The 26,358-nt window shown below is 64.3% G+C and carries 23 protein-coding genes and 3 tRNA genes; 12 read left to right on the top strand and 14 right to left on the bottom strand.

Annotation, left to right across the window (positions count from 1 at the left end):
• Window positions 1–41: 41 nt before the first annotated feature.
• Window positions 42–1,433, top strand: a complete 1,392-nt coding sequence (locus tag WMN78_RS11720) for an MFS transporter (RefSeq protein WP_340533886.1) — start codon at window positions 42–44, stop codon at window positions 1,431–1,433.
• Here WMN78_RS11720 and WMN78_RS11715 read toward each other — a convergent pair.
• The 5 genes from WMN78_RS11715 to WMN78_RS11695 form a co-directional block, all read right to left on the bottom strand.
• Window positions 1,361–2,182, bottom strand: a complete 822-nt coding sequence (locus WMN78_RS11715; RefSeq protein ID WP_340533885.1) for an ABC transporter permease — start codon at window positions 2,180–2,182, stop codon at window positions 1,361–1,363. The genes WMN78_RS11720 and WMN78_RS11715 overlap by 73 nt on opposite strands.
• Window positions 2,179–3,021, bottom strand: a complete 843-nt coding sequence (locus tag WMN78_RS11710; RefSeq protein WP_340533884.1) for an ABC transporter permease — start codon at window positions 3,019–3,021, stop codon at window positions 2,179–2,181. Before WMN78_RS11710 ends, WMN78_RS11715 begins: the two co-directional genes overlap by 4 nt.
• On the bottom strand, window positions 3,018–3,851 hold the full coding sequence (locus WMN78_RS11705) for an ABC transporter ATP-binding protein (protein WP_340533883.1): 834 nt from the start codon (window positions 3,849–3,851) through the stop codon (window positions 3,018–3,020). Before WMN78_RS11705 ends, WMN78_RS11710 begins: the two co-directional genes overlap by 4 nt.
• A 5-nt stretch (window positions 3,852–3,856) precedes the next feature.
• On the bottom strand, window positions 3,857–4,951 hold the full coding sequence (locus WMN78_RS11700; protein ID WP_340533882.1) for an ABC transporter substrate-binding protein: 1,095 nt from the start codon (window positions 4,949–4,951) through the stop codon (window positions 3,857–3,859).
• A 243-nt stretch (window positions 4,952–5,194) separates the two neighbouring features.
• Window positions 5,195–5,277 (bottom strand) — tRNA-Leu (locus WMN78_RS11695).
• Window positions 5,278–5,643: 366 nt separating this feature from the next.
• Here WMN78_RS11695 and WMN78_RS11690 point away from each other — a divergent pair.
• Genes WMN78_RS11690 through pknB form a run of 7 tightly spaced genes read left to right on the top strand, consistent with a single transcriptional unit; the run spans window position 5,644 to window position 15,226 of the window.
• Complete coding sequence (locus WMN78_RS11690) at window positions 5,644–6,390, top strand: DUF3662 and FHA domain-containing protein (protein ID WP_340533881.1); 747 nt, start codon at window positions 5,644–5,646, stop codon at window positions 6,388–6,390.
• The gene (locus WMN78_RS11685) at window positions 6,387–6,869 is read left to right on the top strand and encodes an FHA domain-containing protein FhaB/FipA (RefSeq protein WP_011689896.1); all 483 of its coding nucleotides are present in this window, start codon (window positions 6,387–6,389) and stop codon (window positions 6,867–6,869) included. Before WMN78_RS11690 ends, WMN78_RS11685 begins: the two co-directional genes overlap by 4 nt.
• Window positions 6,870–6,871: 2 nt before the next feature.
• Window positions 6,872–8,527, top strand: coding sequence for a protein phosphatase 2C domain-containing protein (locus WMN78_RS11680; protein ID WP_425341146.1), 1,656 nt, complete (start codon window positions 6,872–6,874; stop codon window positions 8,525–8,527).
• A complete protein-coding gene (locus WMN78_RS11675) occupies window positions 8,524–9,993 on the top strand; it encodes an FtsW/RodA/SpoVE family cell cycle protein (RefSeq protein WP_340533880.1) in 1,470 nt (489 codons plus the stop codon). The genes WMN78_RS11680 and WMN78_RS11675 overlap by 4 nt, the downstream gene beginning before the upstream one ends.
• Entirely contained in the window at window positions 9,990–11,450 is a 1,461-nt protein-coding gene (locus WMN78_RS11670; protein ID WP_340533879.1) for a penicillin-binding protein 2, read from the top strand. The genes WMN78_RS11675 and WMN78_RS11670 overlap by 4 nt, the downstream gene beginning before the upstream one ends.
• Entirely contained in the window at window positions 11,447–13,273 is a 1,827-nt protein-coding gene (locus tag WMN78_RS11665; protein ID WP_340533878.1) for a protein kinase domain-containing protein, read from the top strand. Before WMN78_RS11670 ends, WMN78_RS11665 begins: the two co-directional genes overlap by 4 nt.
• Before the next feature lie 9 nt (window positions 13,274–13,282).
• Entirely contained in the window at window positions 13,283–15,226 is a 1,944-nt protein-coding gene (gene pknB, locus WMN78_RS11660) for a Stk1 family PASTA domain-containing Ser/Thr kinase (protein ID WP_340533877.1), read from the top strand.
• 24 nt (window positions 15,227–15,250) lie between these two features.
• On the opposite strand, the gene WMN78_RS11655 is transcribed toward pknB, so the two are convergent.
• Both WMN78_RS11655 and WMN78_RS11650 read right to left on the bottom strand, forming a co-directional pair.
• Window positions 15,251–15,892, bottom strand: a complete 642-nt coding sequence (locus WMN78_RS11655) for an aminodeoxychorismate/anthranilate synthase component II (protein WP_340533876.1) — start codon at window positions 15,890–15,892, stop codon at window positions 15,251–15,253.
• 171 nt (window positions 15,893–16,063) lie between these two features.
• Window positions 16,064–16,858, bottom strand: a complete 795-nt coding sequence (locus tag WMN78_RS11650) for a class E sortase (protein WP_340533875.1) — start codon at window positions 16,856–16,858, stop codon at window positions 16,064–16,066.
• A 176-nt stretch (window positions 16,859–17,034) separates the two neighbouring features.
• Between WMN78_RS11650 and WMN78_RS11645 the strand changes: the two genes are divergently transcribed.
• The gene (locus WMN78_RS11645) at window positions 17,035–17,289 is read left to right on the top strand and encodes a cell division protein CrgA (RefSeq protein ID WP_340533874.1); all 255 of its coding nucleotides are present in this window, start codon (window positions 17,035–17,037) and stop codon (window positions 17,287–17,289) included.
• A 66-nt stretch (window positions 17,290–17,355) separates the two neighbouring features.
• Here WMN78_RS11645 and WMN78_RS11640 read toward each other — a convergent pair whose 3' ends face one another.
• Complete coding sequence (locus tag WMN78_RS11640) at window positions 17,356–19,641, bottom strand: immune inhibitor A domain-containing protein (protein ID WP_340533873.1); 2,286 nt, start codon at window positions 19,639–19,641, stop codon at window positions 17,356–17,358.
• A 151-nt stretch (window positions 19,642–19,792) separates the two neighbouring features.
• On the opposite strand from WMN78_RS11640, the gene WMN78_RS11635 reads away from it, so the two are divergent.
• Window positions 19,793–20,395: a DNA-3-methyladenine glycosylase I gene (locus WMN78_RS11635; RefSeq protein ID WP_340533872.1), complete on the top strand. Its 603-nt coding sequence runs from the start codon at window positions 19,793–19,795 to the stop codon at window positions 20,393–20,395.
• An 874-nt stretch (window positions 20,396–21,269) separates the two neighbouring features.
• Here the strand turns inward: WMN78_RS11635 and WMN78_RS11630 are convergent.
• Window positions 21,270–22,139 carry a rhomboid family intramembrane serine protease gene (locus tag WMN78_RS11630; RefSeq protein ID WP_340533871.1) on the bottom strand — a complete coding sequence of 290 codons (870 nt, stop codon included), beginning with the start codon at window positions 22,137–22,139 and terminating at the stop codon, window positions 21,270–21,272.
• 6 nt (window positions 22,140–22,145) lie between these two features.
• Window positions 22,146–22,691, bottom strand: a complete 546-nt coding sequence (locus WMN78_RS11625; protein WP_028271893.1) for a peptidylprolyl isomerase — start codon at window positions 22,689–22,691, stop codon at window positions 22,146–22,148.
• Between the two features lie 154 nt (window positions 22,692–22,845).
• Between WMN78_RS11625 and WMN78_RS11620 the strand changes: the two genes are divergently transcribed.
• Both WMN78_RS11620 and WMN78_RS11615 read left to right on the top strand, forming a co-directional pair.
• Entirely contained in the window at window positions 22,846–23,808 is a 963-nt protein-coding gene (locus WMN78_RS11620) for a hypothetical protein (RefSeq protein ID WP_340533870.1), read from the top strand.
• Between the two features lie 131 nt (window positions 23,809–23,939).
• Complete coding sequence (locus WMN78_RS11615) at window positions 23,940–24,815, top strand: glycosyltransferase family 2 protein (RefSeq protein WP_340533869.1); 876 nt, start codon at window positions 23,940–23,942, stop codon at window positions 24,813–24,815.
• Between the two features lie 49 nt (window positions 24,816–24,864).
• Here the strand turns inward: WMN78_RS11615 and WMN78_RS11610 are convergent, their stop codons facing one another.
• From WMN78_RS11610 to WMN78_RS11595, 4 genes are all read right to left on the bottom strand, one after another.
• A complete protein-coding gene (locus WMN78_RS11610; protein ID WP_340534018.1) occupies window positions 24,865–25,779 on the bottom strand; it encodes a DMT family transporter in 915 nt (304 codons plus the stop codon).
• A gap of 106 nt (window positions 25,780–25,885) precedes the next feature.
• Window positions 25,886–25,961: transfer RNA gene (locus WMN78_RS11605), tRNA-Ala, on the bottom strand.
• Window positions 25,962–26,033: 72 nt separating this feature from the next.
• Window positions 26,034–26,186 (bottom strand): DLW-39 family protein, encoded by a 153-nt coding sequence (locus WMN78_RS11600; RefSeq protein WP_340533868.1) that lies wholly within the window; start codon window positions 26,184–26,186, stop codon window positions 26,034–26,036.
• Between the two features lie 23 nt (window positions 26,187–26,209).
• Window positions 26,210–26,283 (bottom strand) — tRNA-Ile (locus tag WMN78_RS11595).
• Between the last annotated feature and the right edge of the window lie 75 nt (window positions 26,284–26,358).

Genomic DNA, 26,358 nt, shown 5'->3' with positions numbered 1-26,358 from the left:
CCCGCAGCGAGCTCAATTCATCGATACAGAGGATTTTTTCCATGCAGTCTGTCGACATCGCTGTCACGGATCTGGCGTCTGCCACCAAGAAGTTCTTCCGACGCGTCCTGCCCATCATGCTGGTCATGCTCGTCTGCAACCAGCTGAACCGCTCCAACATCGGCTACGCCCACGAGCACCTGGAGGCCGACGTTGGAATCGGCGCCGCCGCGTACGGTTTCGGGGCGGGCCTGTTTTTCATCGCCTACGCGATCTTTGAACTGCCCAGCAACGTGATGATGGAGAAGTTCGGCGCCAGGATATGGCTCACCCGCATCATGGTCAGCTGGGGCATCGTGTCCTTCCTGATGGCCTTCGTGCAGAACGAGATGATGTTCTACGTTCTGAGGTTCCTCCTCGGTGCGGCTGAGGCGGGCTTCTTCCCCGCCGTCATCTTCTATTTCGCCCGGTGGGTCCCGGCCGGTCAGCGGGGCAAGGCGACTGCCATTTTTATTGCCGGTTCCTCGGTTGCCGCGGCACTGTCCGGACCCATCGCCGGAATACTGCTCAGCCTCCACGGCGCGCTGGGATTCCGCGGCTGGCAGTGGCTTTTCGGGTTCGAAGGACTGCTCTCCGTGGTTGTCGGCATCACGGTGTACTTCCTCCTCGACGCCCGGATCGAGGATGCCAAGTGGCTGACCCTCAAGGAGAAATCAGCCCTCATCAGCGCGATTGCCAGTGAGGACGCCCAGCACACCAGTGCCAACGGCGAGGCCGGCAAAAGCGGCACGGATAAAAAGGTCAACCGCTGGAAGATGCTGCTGAATCCGCAGATCCTCCTGCTCTGCGGCATCTACTTCTCAGTCCAGCTGTCCATCTACGCCAACACCTTCTGGCTGCCGAGCATCGTCAAGCAGATCCCCGGCACCACGGACCTGAGCGTCGGCTTCCTGTCCGCCATTCCGTGGGTCTGCGCCGTCTTCGCCATGTACTTCGCGGCCAAGTGGCAGGACCGGGCAAAGTCCAAGCGCCCGTTGCTGGTAGTTGCCCTGCTCGTTGCCGCAGTTGGAACGTTCGCGGCGGCCGTCGCCACCCCGGTGCTGGCCCTCGTGTTTCTGGCCGTTGCCGCGATGGGCTTCAAGAGCGCATCACCGCTGTTCTGGACCATCCCCCAGTCAGGCCTGCATCCACTGGTCCTCGCCCCGGCCATCGCCATCATCAACTCGCTCGGAAACCTGGGCGGCTTCGTGGCCCCGTTCGGCTTCGGCATCATCAAGGAACAGACGGGCAGCGTGGTCCCGGGACTGTTCGCCCTGGCTGCGGCCTCCACCCTCGCCGCCGGCCTGGTGTACTTCCTCAAGGAACGGACGACGACGGCGGATCACCCGGACGTCGATGGAGCCTGGCCAGACCGCCGCAGCATGGCCTCCTCCAGCAGCGCCACCACGGTATAGAGGATGATCGACACGAGGGTGATCACCACCACCGATGCCCACACCTCGTTGTTCCTTGCCCGGGACACAGCAGAGATGATGGCGTAGCCGATTCCCTTGCCGGTGGCGAGCCACTCCGCCAACAGCGCGCCCGTGATCGCCCCGGGAATCGACACTTTCACGGCGGTGAAGAATGCCGGCAGTGACGACGGCAAGGCGACCTTCAGCAGGGCGGTCCAGCGTGAACCGCCATAGACATCGATGACTTCGAGCATGGCCGGTGACGCCGAGCGGAGGCCGAACACAATCGTGACGAGGGCGGGGAACAACACCACGATCCCGCCGATGGCCGCGACCGCCGGTTCCTGCCGGCCGAAGATCAGGATGATGATGGGCGCCAGGGCCACCAGCGGCACCGAACGCAGGAGCATGGCAACCGGCATCAGGGCGTTTTCCACCCCGCGGAACAGCACAAACACACCGGCAATAACCACGGCGCCCACCAGGCCCGCGGCGAACCCCAGGAAGGTGTCAACCATGGTCTGGCCGAGGTTCTGCAGGATGACCTGCCGGTTGTTCTCCGCTGCCGGCACAGAGAACAGGAAGTTGAACACGTCCAGCGGGCCCTTGCCGACGAACGGCGAGATGTTGAAGACCTTCAGCAGGGCGACCCACAGCAGCAGCACCACGGCCAGGGAAACCACCAGGCCCGCGGCTGCGCGGCCCGCGACCTTCAGTGCAGCCATCCCGGCCGCCGATCCCGGCCTCATGACCCCGCCTGGCGTCCGGAGGACCAAGGGGTCACGAATCGCGCCAGCAGCGCGAAGACGCCGTAACCGGCACCGGCAAGCAGTCCCGCCACCAGGGCAACACCCCACGCCCTGGCAATCTCAAGATTCTGCTGTGCATTCACCAGGGCCGGGCCGATCCCCCGGTCAACGCCGCCCACGTATTCGCCCAGGACAGCACCCAGGACGGCGGCCGGGACGGCGATCTTCAAAGCGTTCAGGATTCCGGGCAGGGCTGAGATGAGCTGCACCTTCACCAACTGCTTCAGCCGGCCCCCGCCGTAGACAGCCACGAGGTCCAAGCTTGCCCGGTCCGCGCTCTTGAGCGCCGCCAGGGCACCCACCACGGTAGTGAAGAAGACCGAGATCCCGGCCAACAGCACCGCCGTGCCCGACGATTCCCCGCGTGCGGGCGAGCCGATGACGATGAAGGCCAAGGGCCCGATGGCAACGATGGGCAGGCAGTAGCTGATCACCGCCAACTGGGTGACCAGCCGTTCCAGGAACGGAAGCACCAGGACACTCGCGGACAGAAGCAGGGCAGCCGCGTTCCCCCACAGGTACCCCGCGGAAGCTTCCGCCATTGTCACTGCAAGGTTCGGCCAGTAGAACCCGGCGCCGTCCCGCATCAGCTGTCCCAGGACTTCCGGCGGCGTCGGCACGGCTCCGCCGGATCCGTCCGCAGCGGCACCCACTCCGGATAACAAGGTCGCAGCGGCCAGCCACCAGAGCGCAATAGTGGCCGCCACCCCCATCACGGCCGCAGCCCACGACGGCAGCGGCCGCACCGCCGTCGTACTTAACAGGAAAGACCGCGTCATGGTGACTCCTCTTCCTCAAGGGGCGCGCCGGCGTCGCCGAACAGGAGTTCGGAGGCCCGATCACAGAGCGCGTGGAACTCCGGTGTCCGCATCATCTCCGGGGTGCGCGGCCGCGGCAGGTCCACGGTGATGATCTCTTTGATCCGGCCGGGACGGGCGCTCATCACGGCCACCACGTCGGAAAGGAACATGGCCTCGGCAATGCCGTGGGTGACCATTAAGGTTGTGGCGGGCTTCTCCGTCCAGATCCTCAGCAGCTCCAGGTTCAGCCGCTGCCGGGTCATGTCATCCAGCGCCCCGAACGGCTCATCCAGCAGCAGCACCGACGGCTTGAGGGCCAGGGCCCGTGCAATCGACACCCGCTGCCGCATACCGCCGGACAGCTGGGCCGGTTTGGCCTTCTCGAAACCCTTCAGCCCGATCAGTTCCACCAGGTCATCCACCATCGCGTGATCAACGGGGAGGCCAGCCACCTCAAAGGGCAGCCGGATGTTGGACACCACGCTCCGCCAGGGCAGCAGCGCCGGATCCTGGAAAGCGATCCCAAGTTCGTGCCGCGTCCGCAGCTCCGCCGGCGTGTGGCCGTCCACTGTCACTGCACCGGTGGTGGGCGTCTCCAAGCCGGCGAGGATCCTCAGGATGGTGGACTTGCCGCAGCCGGAAGGTCCCAGCAGGGAGAGGAACGTCCCCTTGGACGTCATAAGGTTGGCATTCTCCAGCGCCACCACGCTCTTCCGGCCCATCCGGAAGCTTTTGCCCAGACTGCTGAGCGATATGCCGGTTCCGGACAGCAGCCCTCCGGCGACGGCTTCCGCGCGTACGTCAGTCATGCGTCCTACTTAAGGTCGGGGTTCTCGGCATAGACCTCATCGAGGAGGCTCAGGTCAAAGATCGCGTCGGCGGTGGTGTCGTAGCCGGCGAGCTTGAGGATCTCGATGTTCTTGTCCACCAGCTCCTTGGACACCGTGAACAGGCCGTTGCTGTCCGTCTCCGGCGTGGCTATGAGCTTGGTGTTCTGGGCCTCGGCCTGGCCCTTCTCCTTGGCCATGGTCAGGCCCAGCTCCTTGCCATAGACCTCAACGGCCAGCCGTGCGGATTCATCCGGATCGGCCAGGGCGTCCTTCCAGCCCTTGATAGTTGCCGCCAGGAACGCCTTCAGTTCCGGCCTCTTGTCCTTGATGGACTCGTCCGTGACCACGAAGCTCTCGGCAATGAAAGGCAGGCCATTGTCCGCAAAGGGCAGGACCGCCGTCTTGTGCCCGCCGAGCTCCAGGGTGAGCACTTCATTGGTCAGGTAGGCGAAGAAGCCTTCGACGTCGCCGTTCAGCAGCGGCTGCGGATCGTACTGGACGGGAACCTTGGTGACCTTCGACGGGTCAATCTTGTTGACCTCCAGCAAGGCGTCGAACAACGTCTCATTGACGCCGGCCTGGACGCCGATCTTCTTGCCGACCAGGTCCTCCGGGGCGGTGATCGAGTTGGCAGCCAGGGAAACGATGGTGAACGGGTTCTTCTGGTAGGTGGAGCCGATGATTTTCAGCGGCGCGCCTTCGTTGAGGACAACCGGAGCAACCCCCACGGGCGACGACGTGCCCACCAAGGCCTTGCCGGAAAGGACCATAGTCTCCGCCGACGCCCCTCCCGGGCCTCCGGCGATCAGGTTGACGGCGCTGAAGCCCGCTTCCTTGTAATAGCCCTTGCTGTCGGCAAAGTATTCGCCGGCAAATTCCGCGTTCTTCAGCCACGAAAGCTGGACCTCGAGGGTGCCGAAGTCGGCAGCAGCGCCGGAAGCCGCTCCTGAAGCCGGCGCGGTGGCGCCCGGTTCACCTCCGCAGCCGGTCAGGGCCACCAGCGCCGCCGACGAAAATCCTGCCAGCACCATCCGCCGTGATGGGCGCAGCGGGCCTTTTTCCGAACTGAAAGCTGTCATTCTTCTACTCCAAATCGGGGAGGCGGTCACATAAGCGGCCCCCGCGGGCCGTCTGGCACCGACACTATGGAACAGTTGTTTCAGGAATCTGCTTCGGCCGTTTCAGCGAAGTTAACTGTCATTTAGGGGACGCCCTCTTGCCGAACCGGGGAAACCCCGTGGCGGTGGCTGAATTCCAGGCTGGAGGGCCCGGCCCTTAAAACAGAAGAACCCCGGTCCTTAGACCGGGGTTCTTCATCTGCGTGCGCGAGGGGGGATTTGAACCCCCACGCCCTTTCGGACACTGGCACCTGAAGCCAGCGCGTCTGCCGTTCCGCCACTCGCGCGCAACTTCTTTCACCCGGCAGGAAGCCCGGTTTTCCGGAGTCCCAGCCCTGTAAAAGCAGCGAGATCAAGCATAACGGACAACTGCGGCAAAACACCAATCGGGCCGAGCGGCCACCCTGTCCGGACGATTTGTCGCACCGGACATGCCTCGGCCTGGACGCTTGAACTGATGCGGTGCAGCCCGCGCCAGCCCGGGCCGCCGTGAACTATTCTGGCCGCCCCGGCGGTGTGCATTAAGGTCATTCACAGCCCCGGCCAGTAGTATCAGATGTAGGAGTGCCCGTCCCCGGCGTACTCCCGGCAATGTTGTGAACTGAGTTCCGAAACGAGTGCTGCCCCGCAGCCGTCAGGAGAGGAGAGGTGCCATGGGAATGCTGGACAAAGTCGAGCGCGGCATCGAAAAGGCCGTCCGCGGTGTCTTCTCCACCGGTTCGCGGGCCCAGGTTGAGCCTGTGGAAATCGCCAGCCGGCTCCGCCGGGAAGTGGACCACAAGGCCATCACCATCGCCGCCGGCCGCACCCTCGCCCCTAACGTTTTTGACGTCCGTCTCAGCGAGGACGATTTTAAGCGGGCGCAGGAATGGGGCACGCCCCTGGCCGAAGAACTCTGCGACGTCGTCATCAACCATGTCCGGAGCCAGGGGTACACCCTCCGGGGATCGGTCCGTATTTCCTTCCGGCGCGACGAGGAAATCCGTGCCGGCGACTTCGAAATCGATTCGAAAACGGAGAAGGCGTCCGGTTCCGCTGCGGCTCCGCCCGTGCCCAGGAACAACGTCCCCGCTGCACCGAGCCGCCAGCCGGTGCGGCTTCAGCCCGTCCTGGACATTGACGGCCAGCGCTACTCGCTGAACGCCCCGTCCATCGTGTTGGGCCGGTCGTCCGAGGCGGACATCCTGGTGGACGACACCGGGGTCTCACGCCGCCACCTCGAAATCCGCACCACCAACGGCACCACAGAGGCCGTAGACCTGGGATCCACCAACGGCAGCTACGTCAACGGACACAAGGTCGTCGGCAGCGTCGACCTTACTGACGGCTCCACCATCACGATGGGACGGACCAAAATCATCTTCCGCCTTTTGCCCGCCAACTCCGGTGGCCGCCCGTGAGCGAACTGACCATTACGGCCCTGCGGTTCGGATTCCTCCTCTTGCTGTGGGTACTCATCTTCAGCATCGTGTCCGCCATGCGCAGGGACCTGATGATCGGCAGGAAAGCGGCAATGGGTGCTCCTACTGCCCGTCAGGTGCGCAAGCACCCCGAACTGGCGGAAACAGCACCCCCGCCCGCGAAACAGCAGGCCCGCCAACTGGTGGTCACGGAAGGCCCGCTCAAAGGCCACACGATCCCCCTCGCGGACAGTCCCATTCTGCTGGGCCGCGCCCAGGAGGCCACCCTGGTCCTTGAGGACGATTATGCTTCGGGCCGGCACGCCCGGCTCTTCCCGCAAGGCAGCCGCTGGTTCATCGAGGATCTTGGCTCGACAAACGGCACCTACCTGGCCAATCAGCAACTCACCCGTGCCCTCCCGGTGGAGCTCGGTGTCCCCGTGAGAATCGGCAAGACGGTCATCGAATTGAGGCCATAGCCGTGGCCGCCCCGGAAAACCCCGCCGACAAGGACCCCACCCCGAAGCGGCCGCTCATCATGCGCTATGCCGCCCGCTCGGATGTGGGACGCATCCGCGCCAAGAATGACGACTCCGCCTATGTGGGCAAGCACCTGGCCATCGTGGCCGACGGCATGGGAGGCCATGCCGGGGGCGATGTGGCCTCCGCGGCGACTGTGCTGGACATGCTCCATCTGGACCACGGGCACTACGACGGCGACGCCGGAACCGTGCTGGCGGACGAAATACAGACCGCGAATTCCCTCCTGTCTGAACTGGTCCACATCAATCCCAAGCTGGCCGGCATGGGTACCACCGTGACGGCCCTCCTGCTCGCCGAAGGCAAACTGCACTTCGCCCACATCGGCGACTCCCGGGCCTACCGGCTGCGCAACGGCGAATTCAAACAAATCAGCGTGGACCACACGTTCGTCCAAAGGCTCATCGACGAAGGCCGGCTACGCCCCGAGGAAGCGGAAACCCACCCGCACAAGAACGTACTGATGCGGGTCCTGGGCGATGTCGACGCCAGCCCGGAGCTGGATCTTGCCACCATGGACGTCGAACCCGGCGAGCGGTGGCTGCTCTGCTCCGACGGGTTGAACTATGTTGCCGGGCACGTGGTGGAACGCACGGTCCGCGAAACCAGGGACCTGCGCGAATGCGTGGAAACCCTCGTAGACCTCACGCTCGAGGCCGGCGCGCCTGACAACGTCACCGTGGTCCTGCTTGAAATCGTGGAAGAGACGCCCGACGACGTCCGTACGGCCGCCGTCGAAGTCGTTCCGCCGCCGGCCGCCAGCGTCGACGCGACGAAGACGGACGCCCAGAGCCAGCCCGGCCCTTCCGATGCCGCACCGCCGAAGCCCGCCGGAGAGACGGACGACACCGCTTCCAATGCGGACGGGGCCGGCTCCGAACCCGCTTCAAAACCCGGTGAACCGACCACCAGCACGGACCCGCATCTGGGCGAACACCTGTCCGCGGCCGTGCTCCGCGAGGAACTGTCCAACCGACCGCATGAGCTGGTTGGTGCGGCCGCCGCGGCAGCAGAATCCGGGTCCATTCCCACGATTGCCGGCCGGACAGTTGCGCGCCGCGCGGCGACCGTACTCACCCACAAGTCCGATCAAAACCGCGAAGAAACCGACGAATACAAGCCCGCCGCCAAGCCGCGCCGCTGGGTGACGATCGCCACGGCCGCGGCCCTCCTCGTCATTCTGGGCGTCGGCCTGTGGCTTGGCTATGCCTGGACGCAGACGCGCTACTACATCGGCGAATACGACCAGCGCGTTGCCATCTATAACGGCGTTTCGCAGCGACTGGGCCCCATCCAGCTCTCAACGCTGGAGACAGTCACGGAGATCCGCATGTCGGACCTCCCCGAGTTCTCCCAGCAGCGGGTCCGCCAGACCGTTCCTGCACGCGACCTCTACGACGCGCAGCGGATAGTCAAGAACCTCGACCTGACCGGCACAACGTCACCGGCAAACGAATGCGCAAGCCCCACAGCCACTGCCACTTCCTCCGCCTCGGGGGCCGCCCCGGCGCCCGGCGGCACAGCGGCGCCACCCGGAACAACCGCACCGTCAGCAAGTCCCAGCCCGTCCCCCAATGCTTGTGAGGAGGCCAAGTGACACAGATTGAGGCCACCCCCAAGCCGCGCAGGAACGCCGAGCTGGCACTCCTGATCCTTGCCCTTGCCGTGGGCATCGGCGCCAATGCCCTCGTCGGCGTTGACCAGGATAAGGCCTTTGACCAGGACTTCTGGTTCCAGTCCAGCCTCCTCACGGCAGCCGCCCTCATCTTCCACATCGTGCTGCGTATCCGGGCTAAGTATGCCGATCCGGTAATACTTCCGCTCGTGGTGGCGCTGAACGGCCTAGGCCTGGCCATGATCCACCGCCTGGACCGCGTGGGCGAAGACACCGGCAACAACCAGCTCCGCTGGACGCTGGTGGCCATGGGCGTCGCCATCGCCGTCATCTGGTTCCTCAAAGACCACCGGATCCTGCGCCGCTTCACCTACATTTCCCTTGCCGTGAGCGCCCTGCTGCTGATCCTGCCCTTGGTGCCGGGCGTCTCCGCCGGCGAAATCCTGGGAGCCAGCGTCTGGATCAAGATCGGCCCGATGACCTTCCAGCCGGGCGAGGTTGCCAAGATCACCCTGGCAATATTCTTCGCCGGGTATCTATCGTCGAACCGCGACCTGATCCTCCTGGCCGGCCGCAAGATCGGGCCGCTCCAGTTCCCGCGCTTCAAGGACATGGGCCCCATGATCACGGCGTGGCTGGTCAGTATCGGAGTGCTGATCTTCCAGCGCGACCTCGGCTCTTCGGTTCTGTTCTTCGGCCTGTTCATTGTGATGATCTACGTCGCCACAAGCCGGATCAGTTGGGTCATCATCGGCGTCGGGCTGCTGCTCGGCGGCGGCTTCATTGCGTCCCGGGTCTTCTCCCACGTGGGCCTCCGAATCGACGGGTGGCTCAACGCCTTCACCGACGAAGTCTATGGACGGCAGTACGGCGGCAGCCTCCAGATCGTCGAGGGCCTGTTCGGCATGGCCAACGGCGGCCTGGTGGGCACCGGCCTCGGCCAAGGGCGGCCTAACCTGGTGCCGTTCGCCAACAGCGACATGATCATTGCCTCCTTCGGCGAAGAACTCGGCCTGATCGGCCTCTTCGCCATCGTGATGATGTACCTGCTGCTGTTCACGCGGGGCTTCCGGGCAGCACTGGGCACGCGGGACGCCTTCGGGAAGCTGCTTGCGTGCGGGCTGTCCTTCGCCATCGCCCTGCAGTGTTTCGTGGTGATCGGCGGCGTCACGCGCCTGATTCCACTGACCGGCCTCACCACCCCCTTCCTGGCGGCCGGCGGATCCTCGCTGCTGGCCAACTGGATCATCGTTGGCCTGCTGCTGATGATTTCGCACACCGCACGCGGCCCGGTGGACACCACTCCCATGCCGCACGGCGCAGAGCCCGGCGAACCCGGCGAGCAGAAGCCTGTTCCGCCGTCGCCGGCGCGTCCGGCAAAACAGCCAGCACGGCAACCTTCCTCCGCCCATCCCGACGCGCCAACTGAAGCGGTGAAACAACTGTGAACCATGCCATCCGGAATTCATGGATTGCCGCGGTCGCCATGTTCGCGCTGATCTTCGGCGCCCTCAGCTATGTGCAGGTTGTGGGTGCCGACGAACTGCAGGCCAACGCCTGGAACAAGCGCGCCATCCTGCAGAACTACTGCAACGACCGCGGGGCCATCATCGTGGGCGGAAAGCCCATCGCGCAGTCAGTTGCCGCTTCCGAAAGCTGCAAGTTCCAGCGGACCTACACGGAACCTGAACTGTATGCCGGCATCACGGGCTACTTCTCCAAGAACTACGGTGTCACCGGTCTGGAGAGTGCCCTTAACGAGCAGTTGGCCGGCAGCTCGGACCAGCTTTTCCTGGACCGCGTCGGCCAGCTTTTCCTTGGCAACCAGCCCAAGGGAGCTTCGGTGGAACTCACCCTGGACCCCGAGATCCAGAAGCTCGCCTACGACCTGATCCCGGACGGCCAGCGGGGCTCCATCGTGGTGACGGACCCCAAGACCGGTGACATCCTGGCCATGGTGTCCAAACCGTCCTACGATCCCAACCTGATCGCAACACAGGATGCTGACGCCGAGGCTGCCAACTTCAACGAACTGAACAAAATCCCCGGGATCAACCTGAACCAGAACGTCAGCGGTCCCACCGGCGCCCTCCTGGCACCGGGTTCGGTCTTCAAGCTCGTGGACACCGCCGCGGCGCTCAGCTCCGGCAAGTACAACAAGGACAGTGAGCTGCCCAACCCGGCCGAGATGAGTTTCCCCGGCATCGAATACAAGCTGCCGAACTACGCCGGCGGCAACTGCTACACCCAGAGCACGGCGAGCTTCGCCTTCGCCCTCCAGCAGTCCTGCAACACTCCGTTCGCGGAGATCGCCCGGGACCTGGGCCAGGAGGCGATCGCGGCACAGGCGGCCAAGTTCGGTTTCGGCGAGGACCTCGGCGACCAGCTGAAGCTGGACTACGCCAAGAAGGCCTTCCCGGAGGAGGAACTGGACGCGGCAGGGCTGGCCCAGTCCGCCATCGGCCAGCGCGATGTCCGGGCCACTCCGCTGCAGATCGCACTGATGACGTCCGCCATCGCCAACGGCGGCGTCCAGATGCGGCCCAACCTCATCAAGACGGTGCGGTCTCCGGATTTGCGCATTATCAGCGAACCCCAGCCCGAAGTCCTTCGGACGTCCACCAGCCCGGAAATTTCGCGGCAGATCACCGAATGGATGACCAGCGTGGTCAGCCAAGGCATCGGCCGCGGCGCGGCCGTACCAGGCGTTCAGGTGGCCGGCAAGACCGGCACTGCCGAGCTGGGAACCGACGGCTTGAACAATTCATGGTTTACCGGGTTCGCCCCGGCCAACGACCCGCAAGTGTCGGTGACCATCGTCATGCAAGGCGTGGACATCACCACCGGCGCACAGCTAACCAGTCCGAACGCGAAGAAGATTTTTGAGGCGGTGTTGAATAAGTGAGGCCTACATCAGGAATCACCCTCGGCGGGAGATTCCAGCTGACCACGCGTATTGCGATTGGCGGCATGGGAGAAGTCTGGAAAGCCAAGGACCTTATCCTCGGCCGGATTGTCGCCATCAAGGTGCTCAAAGAGGAGTACACGGGCGATCCCGGGTTCCTCCAGCGCTTCCGTGCCGAGGCGCGCCACACGGCGCTGCTGAACCACGTTGGCATCGCCAACGTCTTTGACTACGGCGAAGAAGAGGGCTCCGCCTACCTGGTCATGGAGCTGGTCCCGGGCCAGCCCCTGAGCAGCATCATTGAACACGAACAGGTCCTTTCGCCGGACCGGACGCTGTCCATGATCGCCCAGACGGCCCGCGCCCTCTCGGTGGCCCACGCCCAAGGCCTGGTGCACCGGGACATCAAGCCGGGCAACCTGCTCATCACACCGGACGGGCGCGTCAAGGTCACGGACTTCGGCATCGCCCGGCTGGCGGACCAGGTTCCGCTGACCCAGACCGGACAGGTCATGGGAACTGCCCAGTACCTTGCACCGGAACAGGCAACCGGCCAGACCGCCACGGGTGCCTCGGACATCTACTCGCTCGGCGTCATCGGCTACGAGTGCCTCACCGGGCACCGCCCGTTCTCCGGTGAATCGCAGATCGCCATCGCGCTTGCCCAGGTCAACGATGCGCCGCCGCCGCTGCCGGAAACACTGCCGACGCCGGTACGCGCGCTTCTGATGTCCATGCTCGCCAAGGATCCCAAGAACCGCCCGGCGAACGCCATCAAGCTGTCCGAAGCAGCGGAAGCCATCCGCAACGGGGATGTCGCTGCTGCCCACGCGGCCGTTCCCGGAATGCTGCTTTTCGAAGCGGCCACGGGGCCGATCACCGCACCGGTGGACATTCCCACCGCCGCCACCGGGGTCATCGAATCCCCCGAAAAGGACAAATCGACGACGACGACTTCCGCACTTCCGGTGGTCGGCGCCGCGGGCGCCGGTGCGGCCGCAGGACTCGCCGCCGGAGCGGCTGCCGGAGCCACAGGTCCGCGCAACACGCTGTCGCGCGCAGACGCCTTGGCTGCCGAACGCACCTGGGAGCAGGAAGAGGAACAGGACCGCTACGACGAACCCGTGGACGAGCCGCAGCGCAAGGGCCGCAGCCCGTGGACGTGGCCGCTCATCGCCCTCATCGTGCTCGTCCTCTTCGCCCTGGTGGGTGTCCTGCTGACCCAGGCAGGCATCTTCTCCCCGTCCCCGGCCGAGTCTTCAGCGACGTCCACCAGCGCCAGCCCCAGCAGCGCCTCGCCAACGACCACCTCTGCCCGCCCCACATCCACGAGCGCGAGCCCGACGCCCACTCCCACGCAGTCGACTCCGGAAACCATCAACCTGATTCCGGACGCCTACCTGGGCCAGCAGTACAACAGCGTCCGCAGCCAGCTCGTTGGCCTGGGCCTGACAGTCGTTGGCGACCCGGTCTTCAGCGACGCAGCGCAGGGAACGGTCACCAACATCGAGCCTTCAGGCCGGGTAAGTCCCGGCGACACCATCACGGTCACGTACTCAAAGGGCCCGGAGCCGACCCAGAAGCCCTCCGCGGTACCGGCTATCGGCGTCGGCAGCAGCGAAGCTCAGACACAGAAGGCGATTGAAGACGCCGGATTGCGCTGGGTCAAGGGCGAGGATGTGCCCGGAAGCGCCGGACAAGCGGCCGGGACCTTCGTCCGTTCGGAACCCGGAGCCGGCAGCGAAGTGTCCCCCGGTTCCGTGGTGACGTACCACCTCGCCCAGGAAGTCCTGTCCACACCCAGCACCTCGACGTCGAACTAGGGCGCACCAATGCCGGACTCACCCCGTCTCCCGTCGCACAGAGAGGACAGCCTCCCAGTGAATACCCAGCGCGTCCTCAACGGACGGTACGAACTCGGTGAGCTGATCGGCCGCGGCGGCATGGCAGATGTCCATCGCGGGGTGGATACCCGGCTGGGCAGGACGGTGGCCATCAAGCTGCTGCGGCCGGACCTTGCCCGGGATCCGCAGTTCCAGGCGCGCTTCAAGCGCGAAGCCCAGGCTGTTGCCGCGCTGAACCATCCCTCGATCGTTGCCATCTACGACACCGGGGACCACGCCGTCCCGGGCGGCCCCGAGGACACTGTCCGGGTTCCCTACATCGTGATGGAATTCGTGGACGGCAAGACCCTTCGGGATCTGATCCGTGCTAAGGAAGTCAGCATCGATCACGCCATCGATTTCACCCTTGGCGTGCTCTCGGCCCTGGAATACAGCCACCGGGCGGGAATCGTCCACCGGGATATCAAGCCGGCAAACGTGATGTTCTGTGACGACTCGGACACCATCAAGGTCATGGATTTCGGGATTGCCCGCGCCATGGCCGATTCCTCCGCCACGATGACGCAGACACAGGCGGTGGTGGGCACCGCGCAGTATCTGTCACCGGAACAGGCGCGCGGCGAGACCGTGGACGCCCGCAGCGATCTTTACTCCGCAGCGTGCCTGCTGTACGAAATGCTCACGGGGCGGCCTCCCTTCATTGGTGACAGTCCCGTTTCCGTCGCTTACCAGCATGTCCGCGAACTGCCCCAACCGGCAAGCAGCCTCAACCCCGATGTTTCAGAAGCCCTGGACAGCGTCCTGGCCAAGGCCCTGCAAAAGAACCGGGCAGACCGTTTCCAGGATGCGGCTGCTTTCCAGCGCGCCCTGAGGAGTGCCCGCAACGGTGTTCCCGTGCCCGAGGTGGCGGGCGATGACTCAACGGATCCCGTCAACACGGTCCCGGCCGCAGGGCGGACAGCCCAGGCCGCGCCGTATTCGCTGACCGGTGCGAGCTTCCTGGACGACTCACCGGGCGGCCGGCTCCAGCCTGTCCACGACACGCTCGGCGACGACCAGCCCATTCCCGCCCAGGTCTATGAACCGTCGGAGTCCATCGATCTTCCGCTTGGATTCCCGCCGGAACGTGAGCGCACCCCCCGCCAGAAGTCCCGCCGTCGGACGTGGATCGCCACCCTGGTGATTTTCACGTTGCTGGTCCTGGCAGGCGGCGGCCTGTGGCTTTACAACATGATGAACCAGCCGCCGCCTCCGGTGGCCAAGGTCGTCGTCCCGACGGTGACTTCATTGACGGAAACCGAGGCACTGCAGAAGCTTTATAACGCCCGGTTCAGCCCGACCATCAGCAGGCTTCCGCACGACGCCGTCGCCAAGGGGACAGCCATCGGCACGGTTCCCGCCGCAGGAACTTCCATGGAACCCGATTCCAAGGTGACCCTGAACATCTCCGACGGTCCAAGCGCCGTCAAGATTCCGGACGACCTGCCAGGGCGCACGGAAGCAGCGGCCCGGGACGTCCTGCGCCAGATCGGCCTTGCAGGTGCCCCCGGCACCACCATGGCTAACAGCGCCACGGTGCCTGCCGGACTTGTGATCACCACCAAGCCCGCTCCTGGTGAGTCGGTGGCCGTCGGAACCACTGTGGAAATCGTGGTGTCCACCGGCAAGGTGGCCATGCCCGAACTCCGCGGCCTGCCGCAGCCGGAAGCAGAGGCCGCCCTCAAGAACCTGGGCCTTAACATCGCAGTGCGGGAAGTCGAGAACTCCGAGGTTGAACCGGGCAAGGTGACCGAGCAGAGCGATCCCGTCAACGCCCTGGTGGAGCAAGGGAAAACCATCAGCGTGATCGTTGCCAAGGCGCCGGCGCCCACTCCTACCCCTACTCCCACGCCTACGCCCACTCAGACGGACCGGGACCGGGACCGGGGCTAGTGCCGGCGAAGTAGTTCCAGCGGGTTAGTGCTGGATGAGCGGGCTCAGTTTGGCGGCCCGTTCGGCCGCTCCCGCCATGCCCAGGGATTCCAGCCAGTTGCCCAGCATCTGGTAGCCGCCTTCCGTGAGGACGGACTCCGGATGGAACTGGACACCGCAGAGCGGTGCAGTCCGGTGCTTCAGCCCCATGATGACGCCGTTTGCCGTCTGGGCGGTGATCTCGAGGATGTCCGGGATGGTTTCCCGGACAGCCGCCAGGGAGTGGTATCGCGTGGCCGTGACAGGGGAGGGGAGTCCGGCGAAGACGTTGGCTCCTTCATGCTCCACCAGGGACGTTTTGCCGTGCATCAGTTCAGGGGCGTGCGTCACCGTGGCGCCGTAGGCCTCGGCCAGGGCCTGGTGCCCCAGGCAGACGCCGAACATCGGCTTGTCGTGGTTGCCGCACCATTTGATCAGGTCAATGCAGACGCCGGCCTCCGCGGGGGTGCCTGGCCCCGGGGAGATGAGGATGCCGTCGCGCGCCTCGGCCATCTCGATTGCCTCGGCGAGCGTGACGTCGTCGTTACGGACCACTGTCGTCTCGGCGCCGAGCTCCTGGAGGTATCCCACCAGGGTGTAAACAAAGCTGTCGTAGTTGTCTACGACCAGGATCTTGGTGGTGCTCATTGTCGAGTTACTAAACCAATCGTTGAGTCGGTGAACTGGGTGAACTGTGACATCCAGGGGAAGAGGAACTGAACCATCAATACCAGCACGCCGGCAAGCAGCACCAGTGATGTCGCAATCCTGAGCCACAACGGACCCGGCAGGTGGCGGAATATCCATCCGTACATGGCGTCAGCCCTTTCCGAGTGCCTTGGCCACCTGGGCCGCGATTTCAGCCGGCGGTCCCGCCGACGCGGGCTGCCAGCGCTCCAGGAGGGAGTACGCAATGATGCGTTCCTCCGAGCCGAAGCGAGGGTTGCAGCTGGTCATGGTCAGGTAGGCCTCCGTGGGCCGCGCTGCGGGCCGGGTGGGCACAGGGAGCAGCACGTCAGTGGCCGAGGGGAGCACGATCTGGTTGTTCCGGAAGACGTAGACGTAGAATCCGTCCCTGGTCTGGACGTAGATCTTGTCGCCGGGGACCAGGGTGTGGATGTTGTCCAGCACGGCACCGTGCGTCTGGCGGTGGCCGGCCACCGCGAAATTTCCAGTGGCCCCGGGCATCGCGGTATCGCTGTAATGGCCAAGGCCCAGCGTGTCCAGGACGTCCGTGGACGTTCCCTGGACGATGGGCCGGGTATAGTCCGGGCCGAAACGGGGGATGTATATGATGCCAATGGTCTGGCCGTGTCCGGGCGCTTCGGCGACCTTCGGCGGACCGAAGTCGGTGGGGCCGGATGCCGCAGTGCCGGGGTCGCCGGACGCTCCGGGAGCCGGGGTGCCGCCCAGTTCCTGGGCAAAGTTCTTAATGGCTTCGCCCTGCTTCGCATCGGACTCCACGTTGGTCCACCAGAGCTGCCAGGCGACGAACAGGAGCAGGATGACGCCCACCGTGATCAGCAGCTCGCCAACAACCTGGACCAGTTTCCGGAGAACCCCGACGCCGCGTGCCGGCGCGGCAGCGGTCGTCTCCTTCTCCAGCAACACCACGTGGTCTCCTCAATTGGCGGCTCGGGCTGGCGCCGGTGTGTTCTGAACTACAGCTAGAATTGGCTGCTAGTAAGAATTCAGACCTGACCAAAGGCGCCAACCCCGCCGGCATGTTCCTTCCTGCAGGATATCAAGCCGAAGGCTCCGCCCTTGATTCAGCCCGACGAGGAGGACCCGTGCCCGAGTCAAAGCCACGAAAGAGGAACGCCGACACCGAAAAGCCGGCGTCTGCATCGCAGGCCTACAAGCCCAACGCCGTGTGGTTCAAGCCCGTCATGTTCGGCCTGATGATCATCGGCCTGCTGTGGATTATCACCTTCTACATCAGCGAGGGCGCCCTCCCTGTCAGGGAATGGGAATCCTGGAACATCGTGGCCGGGTTCGGTATTGCTATTGCAGGCTTCCTGATGACCACCCGCTGGCGTTCCTGATTCATAACTTTCACACAAAAAAGTCGGACCGGCACGTTGTGCCGGTCCGACTTTTTGTTTATTGGCTTATTTCTGGGCCGGGTTGACCACGCGGATCCCAAGGTCGGAACCGGCGTCGGACGTTACGGAAATCTCCACGCCGTGGCCTGCCACCTTGACGCTTCCGTAGGGGTTGTCCGCACTGTAGTAAGCCAGCGGGTCAATGTCCTTGAAGACACTGATCGCTGCGCTGCTCACGGCGCAGGCGTCGAGTGAGGCGAAGCCCGGATCACGCTTTGTGCCGGACTGCACTTCCTTGGCGATGCACAGCGGATCCGTTGCTTCCAGTCCGAAGGTGGCGTCGAACGGCTGGCGGCTGTTGCCCGGCATGGTGCCGTCGGACCACTTGAAGGGTGTGGGCCGGGCATCCACCGGCAGCGCCAGGCCGGCACCGGGGTGGGCCGAAACGTTGTTGTCGGCGTACGACTCGTCGATGTACCAGACCAGCATGCCGTTCTGGTACTTGAAGAAATCCACCCAGTTCGGGGCGCTGATGCCCCTGGTGAAGGCGTACGGTCCTTCTGCCAGCGTGGCGTCAAAACCCACATACTCGCGGTTCTCCACGAGGTAGTACTGCGGGGTGGTTTTCGTTACTGAGCCGGTGCTCAGCTGCCACGGCTCTTCGGCGATCCACTTCCCGGCGCCGGATTCGACGTCGTCGCTGAGGATGACGGTCTTTCCGGCCGAAATCTTCACGTCGTCGATGAACGCGCCCGGGTTGTGGACGCCGCCGTCGGTCTGGTACCTGAAGCGGAAGAGTGATTCGAGGCCGCCCGCGTCATAGGAGTAGCGCGCCTGGCCCCAGGCTGCCGATCCGCTGAGCGGACGCCCGGCGGACTGCCAGGTGTTGCCGCCATCTGTGGAGTATTCACCGTAGAGGTAGTCGTAGTTTGCCTCGATGTCGTACCAGACGTTCGCCGTGACGGTCACCCGCGACTGAGCCGGGACGGCGTGGGTCAGGGAACCATTGAGGTTGTCCGCGCTGCCGGTCCACCACGCGGTGGACCCCGAGGAGGGAACCGTGTAGTTGGTGGTGGTGGTCTTATCCGGCAGGTTGACCCGGACTGCCTGGTCCTTACCGTCAACCTGGAGCTGCGACGGGTTCAGGATGAAGTCGCCGCTCGTGCCGAGCTCGACCTCATTGTGGTCCAGCCAACCCAGGAAGCGTTTCTCTTCGGGTCCCATCAGGCCAGGGGTGGTGCCGATTCCTTCGTTGGCGGCTGAACCGTGGCCCAGCCAGGACCCTGAACTCATGAGGGTCCAGAAGGCCGTGCTGTTGGTGGCAGCGCCGGAAGTGTCGTAGAAGTCCGGCAGTCCCAGGTCGTGGCCGAACTCGTGCGCGAAGACGCCCACTCCGCCGTTTTCGGGCTCGGTCGTGTAGTCGCCCAGCCAGTACTTCGAGGAACCGATCCGGGTTCCGCCGGCAAGGTTTCCGTCAGGGCCGGTGGAACCGAACTGGTTACCGAAGGCATACCAGCGGTGGGACCAGATCGCGTCCTCGCCCAGGGCACCGCCCCCGCCTTCCTCACCCTCACCGGCATGGACTGCCTGGAAGTGGTCGATGTAGCCGTCCGGCTCGTCGAAGTTGCCGTTGTTGTTGAAGTCGTAGCGGTCCCACACATCAAACTGTGCAAGATACGCGTCAATTTCGGCCGGTGTTTTGCTGGCCGCCAGCTGGGAATCCCACCAGGCGTTGCCGGAGTCCCGGACAAAAGCCCACGCACCGCCGGTGTCCTCAGTGGCGTTGTCGCCATAGAAGGACCCGTTGTTGGGCACCTTGACCCAGTCCGTCACGGTGTTGGTTACCGAGTACGCGTTGTTGGAAACGGCCTCGTAGTAGCCCTTCATCGATTCGCCGCTGCCGTTGAAGAGTTCTTCGTAGTACGCGGGGCTGAAATCATCGGTCCACAGCGTGGTGTTGTCCACGGAACGGTCCGGTTTGGCGATCTTGTTGTGCAGCGGGCCCGGTACCGTACCGTAGCGGCCCGAGCTTTGGTCGCCGAACTCGGCCAGGATTGTGAAGATCTTGTCCTGTTTGGCGGTCTCGACCTCGGCGAACTTGTCCGGCGCCAGCTGGACCACGCCGTCGTCATTGGCCTTCGCCTGCCCCTTGGACACCTTGTCGAGGGCCGCTTTGCGCCTTTCCACAAGTTCCTTCGTCCGCGGTCCGGGACGGTTGTCCTGCCGGACTGCCGCGGCGGGATTGTTTGAACCGTCGTCGACAGGCGGTGCGGCTACGGCCGGGGCCTGGATGCTCAGCATCCCGAGAACGACCCCCGCAACGCCAGCCACGGCAATTTTAGTTTTCCTCACACGTACCTCCCAGTAATTTGTGATCAGAGCCACAGCATAATGTGAGAGTGCTCGTTCGGCTATCAACTGCACCGTCGCCCGGGCATGTCCGGCGCGGGCCGCTGAATATGCTGGAGGCAGCAACATCGTGCACGAAAGCTAAGGAACCCACATGAGCCCGGACGAACGCGGCACCATCATCGGCAGCGACGGTCTGGCCCGTCCGCCCTGGGCCGCCGTGGATGCCATGCTGCAGGAGTATTACGACACTGAGTGGGGCATGCCCGTCCGCGACGAGCAGGGAATGTTCGAGCGCATCAGCCTGGAGGCCTTCCAGGCAGGATTGTCCTGGGCAACGATCCTGCGCAAAAGGCCGGCCTTCCGCTCAGCGTTCCACAACTTCGAGCCCGAGGCGGTTGCGGCCTTTACTGATGATGACGTGGAGCGTCTGATGCTCGATGCCGGCATCGTTCGAAACAGGATGAAGATCAGGGCGGCAATCACCAATGCCAACGCCACCATCGCGCTGCGGAACGAGGGCGGCCTGGTGGACTTTGTCTGGAGCTTCCAGCCGAAGGTCACACCGAATCCGCGGACTCATGCGGAGGTTCCTACCACGTCGCCGGAATCCATTGCCCTTTCCAAGGCCCTGCGCGGCAAGGGCTTCGCCTTTGTGGGACCCACCACGATGCACGCGCTCATGGAAGCGGTCGGCATAATAGACACCCACCTTGTGGACAGCCACCGCCGCGGCTCGTCCGGCGTCTGGACCTAACTTCCCCGAAGTTATCCCGGCCTGTGGGGAAACTTATCCACACTGTTGATAATCCTGGACCACCAAAGCGGCACTTCCCCGGGTCATGGCCAGCTACGGACCCTCGCCCGCGCTCATCACAGGGTTGAAAGTTATTAACAGTGTGGATTCCCTGTGGATAACCGCTCCCTGCTTTTGAGAGCACACCCATCGGTGAACTTATCCACTTAAAACCCCCGGTATCCCCAGAAGTTATCCACAGGTGGGGATAAGACGGGGGATAATTTGCCGCGATGCCTCAGATCCGGCTTCCCACCGCGGAATTACAGTCGGCGGTTTCGAACGCGACAGTTATTAACAGAGTGCATAACCTGTTGAGAAGGCCGCAGCTGGGGCGCAACTTGAGCCTGGGAAGCCGCTTTTCTCCGCTGCGGCGGTCTGGCCCACCTGCTGCAGCGCCAAAGTTGTCCACTTAAGCACACCCCTGCCGAACATCTTTATCCACAGATGTGGACAACCCCTAACCCCGAACAAGCTGTCGGCAGTGCAAATGCCTAGCTCGCAAGGTCTATGTGGGGGAGCGGTTCTGAACTACAAGCATGTAAGTTACACACACTGTGGATAAGACCTGTGGAAAACTTCTGCGCGGGTCTGGGGCAGGGCGCGTGCCCGGGGCGCGGGTGTGCCCGGGTGGGGGCGCAAGCATGGGGACGATGGGGAGTGTGCCCGGAGCGGGGGCTTGCCCTAAGAAGACAGGGGGTGCCCTGTGGAGAGGGAGAACGCACAGAGGGCACAGCCAAGGAGAGCCGACGTTTTCTGATGGCACAGATGCCGGAGCCACACCCGGAGTGCACACGGGTGGGAACGGAAGGCTGTGACGGAACGGCTGTGCTGTCTAGGCAGCGGCTGCTTTCAGCCAGGTGGCGCCAATGAGCAAGCCGAAGACAAGCACCAGGCCCGCCGCCTGCCAGACCCGCTGCCGCGGACCGCGGGGGGCATAGGCGATGACCGCGGCGCAGGCAGCACCGGTCACCGCGCCGCCGAGGTGGGCCTGCCAGGCGATCTGCGGGACGATAAAGCCGATGGCGCCGTTGATGGCTATCAGCACCCACAGTTGTTTCGTGTCGCCGCCGCGGTGACGCTGGACCACCAGCATGGCGCCGAAGAGTCCAAAGATGGCGCCTGAGGCGCCCACGACTCCCGAAGGGGGAAGGGCCGGTGTCAGGAGGAAGAATCCGACCGAACCGCCAATGGCGGATATAACGTACAGGGCGAGGAAGCGGAGCCTGCCGAGCAAGGGCTCCAGCGCCTGCCCGAACATCCACAGCATGTACATGTTGAGCACGATGTGGAGGAGGAATCCCTGCGAATGGAGGAAGGCGGAGGTCAGCATGCGCCAGGGCTCGAAGACACCGTACTCGGTGGTGGCGTAAACCGAGGCGAAAGCGAAGTCCTGGTAAATCCCGTCGTTGGGGACAATCCACTGCAGCACGTAGACAAGCGCGCAGACGGCAATGATCCCGAACGTCACCAGGGGCCGGCCGCCAACGGCGGTACCGCCGTAGACGGTCCTGGCCGCCGGCGTCGTACGTTTTGTTTCGTTGACGCAGTCAATGCATTGGAATCCGACGGCGGCCGCCCGCTGGCATTCCGGGCATGCCGGGCGCCCGCAGCGCTGGCACCGGACATAGGAAGGCCTGTCCGGGTGCCTGGGGCACACCGGAATCTGCGCGGACGGCTCGGCCGCCGGAATTCCGTAAGTCATGGGGTGTTAGAGCTGCTCAACGTCGATGCTGTTGATAACGACGTCTTCGACCGGGCGGTCGCCCATGCCGGTGCGGACACCCTCAATAGCGTCCACGACCTTCTTGGATTCCTCGTCAGCAACTTCACCGAAGATGCTGTGCTTGCCCTGGAGCCAGTCGGTGGGGATGGTGGTGATGAAGAACTGCGAGCCGTTGGTGCCCTTGCCCATCTGGATGCCGGCGTTGGCCATGGCCAGCTTGTACGGCTGGTTGAAGGTCAGCTCGGGGTGGATTTCGTCGTCGAACTTGTAGCCCGGTCCGCCCACACCGCGGCCGAGGGGATCGCCGGCCTGGATCATGAAGTCCTTGATGATGCGGTGGAAGATGGTGCCGTTGTACAGGGGTGTTCCGGTCTTGTCCTCACCCGTTTCGGGGTGGGTCCAGGCCTGCTCACCGGTGGCCAGGCCAACGAAGTTCTTGACCGTCTTGGGCGCGTGGTTGCCGAAGAGGTTGACGACGATGTCGCCGAGGCTGGTGTGGATGGTTGCTTTTGCTGTTGCGATGGCAGTCATAGGCCCATTGTTCCACGTCGGGCTATTGCGCATCAGGCCTGCCGGGCAGTTCCGCGCTAGGTGAAATCAGCCGGAAATGGCCCTCAAGAATAGCCGGTGCGGGGCAATCCACGTAGGCTAACAACAGAACCGTCACATTAATCGGGAGGTAGTTGTGAAGAAATCGGATCGTATTGCCCGTGACCTGGAGCAGTCAGTCAGCAGCGCGGTAGAGAACGCCAAGGATTGGGCAGCCCCCCGCGTAGAAGCAGCCGTGGACTGGGCGGTTCCCCGCCTGCAGCACGGCATTGACACCGCTTCCCCGAAGATCCAGGAAGGGCTCAAATCGGCAGCCCACAACCTGGCCGACGGCGTTGCCACCGTGACGCCGCGCATCCAGGACGGTCTCGCGCACCTCGCGCCGAAGATCCACGATGCCGTGGAAGGCACCACCCCGCGTCTCCACGAGGCGCTGGACAAGGCCACCCCGGTGATCCTGAATGCCCGCGACCGCGTCGTAGTGGAATACCTGCCCAGGCTCTCGGACCAGATCGGGCACGCTTCGGAGGCCGTTCACCGCACTCTGGAAAGCGCACCTTCCCACGTGGACGCCGTCGCCCAGAGGCTTGCGGATTCCGGCGTTGTGCACTCCATCCAGGATCAGGCCCAGGCGGCAGGCCACCAGTTCAAGGCTGCAGCCGCCGAGGCCGCCCGCGTTGTCACCGGCGAGGCAGCCAAGCCGCAGAAGCCCAAGCACCGCGGACTGTTGATTTTCGGCGTCATCGCCGCAGCCGTCGCCGCCGGTGTAGCCGCATGGAAGGCTTCCAAGCCCGTTGAGGACCCTTGGAAGACTCCCGCTCCGGTAACACCCGCGTCCGCCCCCGCGGCTGCCACGACCGTCAGCGACGTCAACGCGACATCCGTCAATGACATGAGCCTCACGGCTGCCGCCGGCGACAAGGCTGTTGACGCAGCGGACTCGGCTGCAGCCGCATCCGACGACGCCGCCGCGAAGACCGCGGACAGCGCTGAGGATGCCAAGGACGAGGCAGCCAAGGTAGCCACGGACGCCAAGACCGCCGTCAAAAACATCGCCTCCGGCATGAACAACGGTTCCGCCAAGGCAACCGACAGCTAGAACCCGGCCGTCACCGGACCGCACTAGAGCAGAGGAGTTCCGCACCCAAGGGTGCGGGACTCCTCTGTTGTTTCCCCTACCTTCACCCGCCGTCCCGGGCTGCGGCACACAAGAGTGCTAAATTTGTGGTGATGTCACCCGATAGATCCGCCGAGGATGCCTCGCACGACGCTCCGCTTATGCCGCGCGTATCCATCGTCATACCGGCTTACAACGAGGCAAGCGTCATCAGGCAGTGCCTGATTGCGGCCATCTACCAGTCCGTGCCGGCCGCCGAGATCATCGTCGTGGACAACATGTCCAAGGACCGTACAGCGGACATCGTGCGCCAGATGCAGCAGGAATATCCCGAGAGTCCCGTCATCCTGCTGAGCCAGGACGAGCACCAGGGCCTCATACCGACCCGCAACTTCGGCCTCAACCACGCCACCGGCGACGTACTTGGCCGGATCGACGCGGACTCCGTGGTGGAACCGGACTGGGTGGAACAGGTCCAGAAGGCCTTCCTTGACCCGTCCGTCCAGGCTGCCACCGGCCCCGTGGTCTATTACGACATGCCGATGCGCCGCTTCGGCCTCAAGGCGGATGACAAAATGCGCCAGCTGATGCTCAAGCTGGCCAAGCACCAATACCATTTCCTGTTCGGCTCCAACATGGCGCTGCGCCGGTCGGCCTGGGAGACCATCCGCGACGAAACCTGCCGGGATGAGAAGGACGAGATGCACGAGGACATCGACCTGTCCCTGCACCTGGCTGAGCATGACCTGCGCGTGCAGTACTGGCCGCAGATGGTCTCCGGCATGTCCGCCCGCCGCCTCGAGGACTCTCCGCGAGACTACCGGTACTACGTGACCCGCTTCGACCGGACCTACAAAGCCCACAACGTCAAGAAAATGGCCCTCAAGGCGCCCATGGTGGTGTTCTTCTCGGTATATTTCCCGGCCAAACTCCTGCGCGCCATTCACACGGTGAATTCCGCCCAGCCTGTGCGCCGCGGCGGCCAGTAGGTTCAGCAGCAGGCCATCAACGTGGCCTTTCGGCTGGCCCGACCGGGCTTCAGTCTGTTCCCAGTTCCGCCAGGCGGGCTTCGCCGGGGCGGGCCGGCTTTCTGCGGCGCTGGCCGGCCACCACGACGGCGAGACCAACCAGAATCAGTGCCAGCCCCGCGTAGGTGCCGCCCGGCAAGGTCTCGTCCAGGAATACTGCCGCCAGCAACGCCGCGCCGGGGATTTCCAGCAGGATGATCATGGATACCAGCAATGGGCTCATGGTGGCCAGCAGATGGTTGAAGGCCGTATGCCCCACGAGTTGGGCGCATATGGTGATGGCGAGGATCCCCAGCCAGCCGGCGGACTCGAATCCCACCAGCGGCTGTTGCGTTGAGAGTGCCAGCAGCGCCACCAGGGCCGCGCACATGCCGTAGCACAGCGTGGTGTAGGTTCCCGTGCCCATGGTCTCGCGTGCCTTGCCGCCGGCGAGGGTGTAAAGGCCTGCCAGGGCACCGCCTGCCACCGCCAGGAGGTCTCCCAGCAGCGCGTCCGGAGAAGTGCCCACGTCGAACCCCGTGATGGCCACGACGCCGCCGAAGGCCATTCCCAGGCCCACCAGAACCTGCCAGCGATGGCGTACGCCCCGGAACAGCTGGAAGACAGCGATCCAGCCGGACTGAAGGCATACCAGGGCAGTGGCCGCCGCTACGGACGTTAGCCGGAGGGAGGTGATGAAACAGGCGAAGTGCAGTGCCAGGGCGACGGCGGCAAGCGCCGACCACCGGAACTCGCGGGCCGTCACCATACCGAACTGGCGGGGATTGGACACCAGAACCGGGGTGGCCATCGCTGCGGCTCCGATCGCATTCCGCCAGAATGCGATGGCAAGGGCGCTGACCGTGGTGGCGCCCAGCGTTGCGGCGATGAGTGGGCCGGAGGAGGCCACGCCGAGCACGCCCAAAGCGGCGAGGAAGAAGTTCACCGTTCCAACAGTAATGGTGCCGCCGGAGTGCCGCCGCCAGCCGCCAGGGACAATGGGCAAAGCAAAAGGTCCCGGACCGCGTTACCGCGTTCCGGGACCTTCCTTATGGTGGAGGCACGGGGACTCGAACCCCGAACCCCCTGCTTGCAAAGCAGGTGCGCTACCAATTGCGCCATGCCCCCATAAGAAGCAACCCGTCAATCATACCCTAGTTCCGGAACGCTTCTTACCAGCGTCCGTACCGGGGAACCGGACTATTCGACTCTGTCAGTCGAATCGCTCCAGACCGTTTTCCGGGCCTCGGATTCCTGCACCTTCTTGACGAGCAGCGCGCCTGCGATAGCCACTGCAACAACCAGCAACTTCTTCACATGCACCCCGTTCCGGTCCGGTGTTATCCGGACCATATCCAAAACCTGTGCAGGTTCCGTGGGCGTACCAGGACTTGAACCTGGGACCTCTTCGTTATCAGCGAAGCGCTCTAACCGCCTGAGCTATACGCCCCGATGCCTCATCGGGCCGAGACATGACTTTACAGCACATCCCGGCCCGATCTCAAATCGAGGCATTTTGCCGGGC

The sequence above is a fragment of the Arthrobacter oryzae genome (genome assembly GCF_037911235.1).
In the GTDB taxonomy this organism is placed as follows: domain Bacteria; phylum Actinomycetota; class Actinomycetes; order Actinomycetales; family Micrococcaceae; genus Arthrobacter; species Arthrobacter oryzae_E.
This window is presented reverse-complemented; position numbering and strand designations above follow the sequence as displayed.